Genomic DNA, 7,014 nt, shown 5'->3' with positions numbered 1-7,014 from the left:
TTGCAGTACCCCCGGATGAACGTGGATGCCGCTGCGCGCGATGGCGTCGAGATTGATCCGGAACGACACCTGGCTGTCCCGGATGCTCAGGCAGAACATGCTGCCGCCTTCACACTCGAAATCCTCTTCTGCGATCACCAGCACGGGTTTGCCTACGAATGCGGAGGTGAGCTTGCGGCGGCGGGCTTCGTCCATGACGCCGATGTAGAGGGCGTCGCACCCGGGAATGAGGGCATCCGCGAGCATGTCCACGCGCCGGGATTCCACGAGCCGGCCCGTCGATAGCGTGCCGCCTTCCATCAGCTTGGCGGCGTAGCGTGCGCCCGTATCCACGCACAATTTCACCGTTTCGCGCTCTTCCGGCCAGCGCGCATAACTGAGCAGACTCATCACCACGCGCGCCACGGCTTCGGGCCGCGAGGGGCCGGCAGGCAAGGCCGATCCGGAAGAGGTGGGAGCGGGCGCAGCAAGCGATGGGGCGGGCGCTGACGCTGCTGAAGCAGGCGGCGATGACGCCACTGCGGGTTTGGCGCAAGGCAATGCGATCACCACCGCCAGCAGCGCCGGCAGGGCCGGGCGGGCAAGGCGGTGCAGAAGATGACGCGCGGCGAGCAGGTGAAACGCAGGGCGCGGCAATGGAGCGGCTGGCGTGATGTCTGACAATCCGGGGAGTACGGGCAGTACTGGAAATCGGGCGTGTGGATAACTCCATGGAAGTGTCGGCTTGGTTTGCAAAAACTGTAGCCACAAAAACCTGCGCCCGCACCGGTCCAAATGCCCTAGTGCGAGCGGTGGACGCTGTGCTAGAGTTTTTGCCACTCCCGCTTGTCCTGAAGTCCTGAAGCAATCGAACCGGAGGCACGCCATGGCGACCGAATCCAGACCGCAACTCAAAGCTTTCGTGCAGACCGCGCCGCAGGCTGGGCGCTACGTATGGATCATCTCACTGGTGGATTTCAGTGCGCAGCAGATCCGGCGCAGCATTGTCTCGGACGAGACCTTCACGACGTCCGACGCCGCGCGCGTGGCCGGCGACGCGGAACTCAAGGCGATGGCCGAGGACCACTGAAGGCGGGCCCGCCCCTGTCCTTCATGCCTTTCCCATCCTTTGCTTCACATCGGGAATCCCACGATGCGGTGACAGCGGCGCATGCCGCCATGCTAGGATTTCCTGCCGATTCCTCCGGAGACACCTTCATGGCAAAGCAGGTCTTCTCGCGTACGCAGTATCTCGACATCCTTAACGACAGCCTGCGGCGCCATCCCGGTTTCCAGCCCGGCATGGCGTTCGTGTTCCTGCCACCGGGCGCCAGTGCCACCCAGGCAGCAGGCGTGGGTTGCACCGGGCCGATGGACGCCATGCCTGTCTATTGCGAGATCGAGCGCGTGGCGTCGGGGCTGATCGAGGTGAAGGGGTAGGTTGGGAAAGAAGTAGGACAACCCATGAAAAAACGCACTCCGAAGAGTGCGTTTTTCGTTTCTGGCGAACCCTCCGGCGAGGGTCTGCCCAGAGTCTGGCGATTCAGTCCTCGTCTTCCTCGTCGTCGAGGAATTCGCGGCGCAGCATCCAGTTGGCGATGGCTTCGTCGCAGATATTCTTGAGCTTGCCCTTTTCGGGCAGTTTGTCGAACAGCTGGAAGTTGACCAGTGCCATGCCTGCGTCGGTGATGTAGAACAGGCGTTCGGGCTCGTCGTAGTGCACGACGCGGCCGTCGATGGCAGTGTCGTCGCCTTCGGCAGGCATGTCCTCGAGTTCCACCACGCGGCACGTGAAGCGCGGGCTGCGGGTGTGGGTCAGGTACTCGAACTCGTCGTGCGACACATTCCCGGCCTTGTCGGCGATAACAGCGAAGCCCCAGATGAACCGGGGCATCGGCAGATCGGACAGATCGTCAATCTCGTCCATGGTGTTCTCCGTGATGCAATAGGCGGCATTATCGCCGAAGTCCTGCCGCGTGGGTCGATCGCCGCACCCGCCGCTTCGATTCCCGTCAATCCAGCATGTATCCCCGGGCCAGCGCCCCGAAATCCTCCAGCTCCTGCGTCTGCCAGGCGGCATCGTGCCCCAGTTCCTCGGCCAGGATCTCCGCCACGCGCGGCGCCCCGGCCAGGGCGGCCCGGGCGTCGAGGAACAGCGCGCGGTTGCGGCGGCCCAGCACATCTTCCACACGGCGCGCGAGTTCGTGCCGCGCGGCAAAGCGGACGTGCGCCTCGGTCAGGCCCGAGGCCGGCACGATGATGGTGTCCGCGCCGGGCAGCGCCTGCACCAGCGGCAGGTCGGCGCCGTAGTAGCGGTCGGGCGATCCGCTCTGCGCGGGCGGCAGGTTCTCCGGCACGCCTGCGGCGCCGTGCAGCGGCAGGTCGGCCGTCCGGCACGGTGCGGCGCGCACCAGCTGGCGTTGGATGGCCGTGTCCATCACGTCCTCGGCCATCTTGCGATAGGTGGTCCATTTGCCGCCGGTCACGGTGATCAGGCCGGCTTTCGAGACCAGGATGGTGTGCTCGCGCGACAACGATGCCGTGGATGCTTCGCCGGTGGCTTTGACCAGAGGCCGCAAGCCGGCCCAGACACTGGTCACGTCGGCACGGCTCGGATCGCGGGCAAGATAGCGCGCCGCTGTCTCCAGGATGAAGTCGATATCGTCGCTGGCGGCACGGGGCTCCAGCGGCAGGTCCTTGCGCGGCGTATCGGTGGTGCCCACGATCACATGGCCGTTCCAGGGGACGAGGAACAGCACGCGGCCATCGTCGGTTTTCGGGATCAGGATGGCGCGGTCGCCGGGCAGGAAGCTGCGTGGAATGGTCAGGTGCACGCCCTGGCTGGGTGCCACCATCGTGCGTGCCTGGCTGTCTTCCATCTGCCGCACCGCGTCTACCCACACACCCGTGGCGTTGATCACGCAGTCGGCGCGCAGCGTGAACGTGGCATCGCCGAGCGCGTCCCGTGCCGTGACGCCCGTGACCACGCCGTTTGACTGGGTCAGGCCGGTCACGCGCATGTAGTTGACGGCCGTACCCCCTACGTCGAACAGCGTGCGCATCAGCGCCATGGCCAGCCGCGCATCGTCGAACTGGCCGTCGAAATAGAGATTGCCGCCGCGCAGCGGTCGTCCGCCCACGTGTTCGGCCAGGGTAGGGGCGGCTTCGAGCGTCTCGCGGTGGTTCAGCCAGCGGCTGCCCGAAAGGTTCAGCCCGCCGGCCAGCATGTCGTAGACCTTCAGGCCGATGCCGTAGAACGGCTGGTCGAACATCTGGTAGGCCGGCACCACGAAGCCGAGCGGCCAGACCACATGCGGCGCATTGCGCGCCAGCAGGCCGCGTTCGTGCAAGGCTTCGCGCACCAGCCCGATATTGCCCTGGGCGAGGTAGCGCACGCCGCCATGCACAAGCTTGGTGGCCTTGCTCGACGTGCCCTTGGCAAAGTCGGCCGCTTCGAGCAGCAGGGTGCGATAGCCGCGCGCCGCGGCGTCGACGGCGGTGCCCAGGCCCGTGGCGCCGCCGCCGATGACGATGACATCCCAGCGCGCCTCGCGCGACAGCGTGTTGAGCAGTTCGCCGCGAGAGGGCGGCTGGACCGGAGGTACGGTGATTGGCATGGGGGCTTGTCTGTTTAATGTGCGGTGGAATCGTCGTCGCGCGCCCAGTCACGGGCTCGGTCCACGGCGCGATGCCAGCGCGCGATGCGGTGGCCGCGTTCGTCTGCCGACAGCTTCGGCTCGAAACGCTGCTCCACCTGCCATTGATGTGTGATTTCCTCAGGGCTGGTCCAGTATCCGGTAGCGAGCCCGGCCAGATAGGCGGCGCCCAGCGCCGTGGTTTCCGTGACGCGCGGGCGCACCACGGCGGTACCGAGCAGATCGGCCTGCATCTGCATCAGCAGGTCACTGCGTGACGCGCCGCCATCCACGCGTAACTCCGCCAGCGAGATCCCGGCGTCCTTCTGCATGGCGTCGAGCACATCCACGCTTTGCAGCGCAATGGATTCGAGCGCGGCGCGGGCGATATGCGGGCCACCCGTGCCACGCGTGATGCCGACCAGCGTGCCGCGCGCGAACGGGTCCCAATGCGGCGCGCCGAGTCCGGCAAAGGCCGGCACCAGCACCACGCCGCCGGTGTCCGCGCACTGGCGCGCCAGCGGGTCGACCTCGGGTGCGCTGTGGATCAGCTTGAGTCCATCGCGCAGCCACTGGATCGTGGCGCCGCCCATGAACACGCCGCCTTCGAGGCAATACTGCGTGTCCTGTCCGATCTGCCAGCCGATGGTGGTGATCAGCCGGTTCTGCGACGTAACCGGGCTGTTGCCCGTATTCATCAGGATGAAGCAGCCCGTGCCATAGGTGTTCTTGGCCATGCCTGGGTAGAGGCAGGCTTGCCCGAACGTGGCGGCCTGCTGGTCGCCAGCGATGCCGGCGATCGGAACTTCCACGCCGAACAGTCGCGCCGACGTGCGCGCCACTTCGCCGCTGGAGGGCGCCACTTCGGGCAGGAGACTGCGGGGGATGTCGAGGATGCCGAGCAGTTCGTCGTCCCAGCGGAAATCGTGGATATTGAACAGCAGCGTGCGCGAGGCGTTGGACACATCGGTCACATGTCGTGCGCCATCGGTCAGTTGCCAGATCAGCCAGCTATCCACGGTGCCAAAAGCGAGTTCGCCACGCTCGGCACGGGCGCGGGCGCCGTCGTAGTGATCCAGCATCCAGCGCAGCTTGGTGCCCGAGAAATAGGCGTCGATGATCAGGCCGGTCTTCTGCTGGAAGGTGTCGCCATGGCCAGCGGCCTGCAGGTCCTCGCACATCGAGGCAGTGCGGCGGTCCTGCCAGACCAGTGCGCGGCCCACGGGCTCGCCGGTCTTGCGGTCCCACAGCACACTGGTCTCGCGCTGGTTCGTGATGCCGATGCCCACGAGCTGCGAACCGCTGACGTTGGCATCGGCCAATACCTCGTGCGCCACGGCCAGTTGCGATTGCCAGATTTCGTAGGGGTCGTGCTCGACGTGTCCGGGATGCGGATAATATTGCCGGAATTCGCGCTGGGCGATCCGCACCACATTGCCCGCGTGATCGAACAGGATGGCGCGCGAACTGCTGGTGCCCTGATCCAGAGCGAGTACATAGCGCGGCTGCGCAGCGAGTGTCGATGTCATGCGATCCATCCGCAATGGTTGAATTGAGTACCTATGTCCGAATCTGCTTTCCGCGATACCAATGTCGTCAGCCACATCCGCGCAGGCATTGCCGCGCGCAGCCCGTTCGATCCCGCCGCGCATCTGCGGCTGATGGTCGTTGATGCCCACGTGGGTTGGTTGCCGCGCCGCCATGCGGAGATACTCACGGGGATGGGCGATGTCATCGGGCCGGAAGAGCAGGGCGCCGTGGCGCTGCTGCCGGGCTGTATCGATGCCGCATCTCGCAACGCCGTGCTGGCCGCTCTCGCACGCAAGCTGGCCGATGCCGGCCACGTACGCGGCTGGCGCAATGAACTGTTTGCCGTGACCCCGGCGCTCGATGCGAAGCCGTTCGCGGTCATCGAACGTGCGGCGGCGCGGTTCCTGGGCCTGCTGACGTTTGCCTCGCACATGAACGGCATTGTCGAGGGGGCAACGCCCGCGCTGTGGATCTCGCGCCGCAGCCCGTCCAAGTCCGTGGACCCCGGCATGTGGGACAACCTTGTGGCCGGTGGCGTGCCGGCTGGCAGCGATCCGCTTGAAACGCTGGTTCGCGAATGCGACGAGGAATCGGGCATTCCGCCCGCGCTGGCCAGCCGGGCCGAGGCCCACGGCGTGATCGATGTCCTGCGTGAAATCCCCGAAGGCGTGCAGTGGGAGCGGGTGTACGCATACGACCTGCTGCTGCCGGCGGACTTCGTGCCGCACAACCGCGACGGCGAGGTAGCCGAGCACCGGCATATCGGTCCTGCGGCATTGCTTGATATCATGGCGGCCCGCGCCATGACCGTAGATGCCACGCTGGTGACGCTGGATGCCCTTTGCCGACGCGGCTGGGCGGCCATCCAGCCCTGATCTCCACGCCTTGCGGTCCCGGCCTGCATAACCTCGAATGTCTTCAGCCCGATTGTTCCAAGATGAGCGCCACTGGATTTATCCTCACCCTTTCCTGCCCTGACCAACCGGGCATCGTGCATGCCGTATCGGGCCTGCTGTTCCAGAATGGCTGCAACATCGTCGATTCCGACCAGTACGGCGACGCGTTCACGGGCCGCTTCTTCATGCGCGTGCATTTCAGCGCCGCGCCCGGTGGCCCTGGCCTGAACGAACTGCGCGCAGCTTTCGCGCCGGTGGGCGACCAGTTCGGCATGCAGTGGGATGTGTTCGACGCCACGATCAAGCCGCGCGTGATGATCATGGTGTCGAAGATCGGCCATTGCCTGAACGACCTGCTGTTCCGCGCCAAGGTGGGTGGCCTGCCGGTGGAGATCGCGGCCATCGTCTCGAACCATCGCGATTTCTATCAACTGGCCGCATCGTACGACGTGCCGTTCTTCCACCTGCCGCTGATGAACGCCTCGGCCGAACAGAAGTCCGCGCAGGAAGCGCGCGTGTTCGACGTGGTGCGCGAGCAGAACATCGACCTTGTGGTGCTGGCCCGTTACATGCAGGTGCTGTCCGACGACCTGTGCCGCAAGCTCGAAGGCCGCGCGATCAATATCCACCACTCGTTCCTGCCGAGCTTCAAGGGTGCCAAGCCTTATTACCAGGCCCATGACCGCGGCGTGAAGCTGATCGGCGCCACGGCTCACTACGTGACCGCCGATCTGGACGAAGGCCCGATCATCGAGCAGGAAATCGAGCGCGTGGATCACAGCATGGACCCCGAGCAACTGACCGCCGTCGGCCGCGACGTGGAATGCGTGGCCCTGGCCCGCGCGGTGAAATGGCATGCGGAACACCGGATTTTGCTCAATGGGCATAAGACGGTGGTGTTCAAGTAAGACCTCACCTGTCCCTATGTTTTGCTCCCCTCTCCCGCAAGCGGGAGAGGGGAGCAAAACATAGGG

The 7,014-nt window shown here is 65.5% G+C and carries 8 protein-coding genes; 4 read left to right on the top strand and 4 right to left on the bottom strand.

Annotated features, from left to right (window positions below; translation table 11 throughout):
• Positions 1-435: regulatory sequestration protein YfiR (gene yfiR / locus FFS21_RS31330; RefSeq protein ID WP_502705218.1), on the bottom strand; the 435-nt coding region annotated here is incomplete at its 3' end.
• A 430-nt stretch (positions 436-865) separates the two neighbouring features.
• On the opposite strand from yfiR, the gene FFS21_RS31325 reads away from it, so the two are divergent.
• Together FFS21_RS31325 and FFS21_RS31320 are read left to right on the top strand one after the other, a co-directional pair.
• On the top strand, positions 866-1,069 hold the full coding sequence (locus tag FFS21_RS31325; protein WP_137928563.1) for a hypothetical protein: 204 nt from the start codon (positions 866-868) through the stop codon (positions 1,067-1,069).
• 128 nt (positions 1,070-1,197) lie between these two features.
• Complete coding sequence (locus FFS21_RS31320; RefSeq protein WP_137928562.1) at positions 1,198-1,419, top strand: hypothetical protein; 222 nt, start codon at positions 1,198-1,200, stop codon at positions 1,417-1,419.
• Between the two features lie 103 nt (positions 1,420-1,522).
• Here FFS21_RS31320 and FFS21_RS31315 read toward each other — a convergent pair whose 3' ends face one another.
• The 3 genes from FFS21_RS31315 to glpK form a co-directional block, all read right to left on the bottom strand.
• On the bottom strand, positions 1,523-1,906 hold the full coding sequence (locus FFS21_RS31315) for a hypothetical protein (RefSeq protein WP_137928561.1): 384 nt from the start codon (positions 1,904-1,906) through the stop codon (positions 1,523-1,525).
• An 85-nt stretch (positions 1,907-1,991) separates the two neighbouring features.
• A complete protein-coding gene (locus tag FFS21_RS31310; RefSeq protein WP_137928560.1) occupies positions 1,992-3,596 on the bottom strand; it encodes a glycerol-3-phosphate dehydrogenase/oxidase in 1,605 nt (534 codons plus the stop codon).
• A 14-nt stretch (positions 3,597-3,610) separates the two neighbouring features.
• Positions 3,611-5,143: a glycerol kinase GlpK gene (glpK, locus tag FFS21_RS31305; RefSeq protein ID WP_502705217.1), complete on the bottom strand. Its 1,533-nt coding sequence runs from the start codon at positions 5,141-5,143 to the stop codon at positions 3,611-3,613.
• 33 nt (positions 5,144-5,176) lie between these two features.
• Between glpK and FFS21_RS31300 the strand changes: the two genes are divergently transcribed.
• Positions 5,177-6,019 carry an NUDIX hydrolase gene (locus tag FFS21_RS31300; protein ID WP_137928558.1) on the top strand — a complete coding sequence of 281 codons (843 nt, stop codon included), beginning with the start codon at positions 5,177-5,179 and terminating at the stop codon, positions 6,017-6,019.
• A 62-nt stretch (positions 6,020-6,081) separates the two neighbouring features.
• On the top strand, positions 6,082-6,948 hold the full coding sequence (gene purU / locus FFS21_RS31295) for a formyltetrahydrofolate deformylase (RefSeq protein WP_137928557.1): 867 nt from the start codon (positions 6,082-6,084) through the stop codon (positions 6,946-6,948).
• The last annotated feature ends 66 nt before the right edge of the window (positions 6,949-7,014 follow it).

The sequence above is a fragment of the Cupriavidus sp. 2SB genome (assembly GCF_005503625.1).
Lineage (GTDB): Bacteria > Pseudomonadota > Gammaproteobacteria > Burkholderiales > Burkholderiaceae > Cupriavidus.
The sequence above is the reverse complement of the archived record's forward strand: the minus strand, read 5'-3'. Positions and strand labels throughout refer to the sequence as shown.

Coding starts and splice junctions, on each gene's coding strand:
- FFS21_RS31315 (WP_137928561.1), bottom strand. CDS start 1,906: ATGGACGAGATTGACGATCTGTCCGATCTGCCGATGCCCCGGTTCATC.
- FFS21_RS31325 (WP_137928563.1), top strand. CDS start 866: ATGGCGACCGAATCCAGACCGCAACTCAAAGCTTTCGTGCAGACCGCG.
- FFS21_RS31320 (WP_137928562.1), top strand. CDS start 1,198: ATGGCAAAGCAGGTCTTCTCGCGTACGCAGTATCTCGACATCCTTAAC.
- purU (WP_137928557.1), top strand. CDS start 6,082: ATGAGCGCCACTGGATTTATCCTCACCCTTTCCTGCCCTGACCAACCG.
- FFS21_RS31310 (WP_137928560.1), bottom strand. CDS start 3,596: ATGCCAATCACCGTACCTCCGGTCCAGCCGCCCTCTCGCGGCGAACTG.
- glpK (WP_502705217.1), bottom strand. CDS start 5,143: ATGACATCGACACTCGCTGCGCAGCCGCGCTATGTACTCGCTCTGGAT.
- FFS21_RS31300 (WP_137928558.1), top strand. CDS start 5,177: ATGTCCGAATCTGCTTTCCGCGATACCAATGTCGTCAGCCACATCCGC.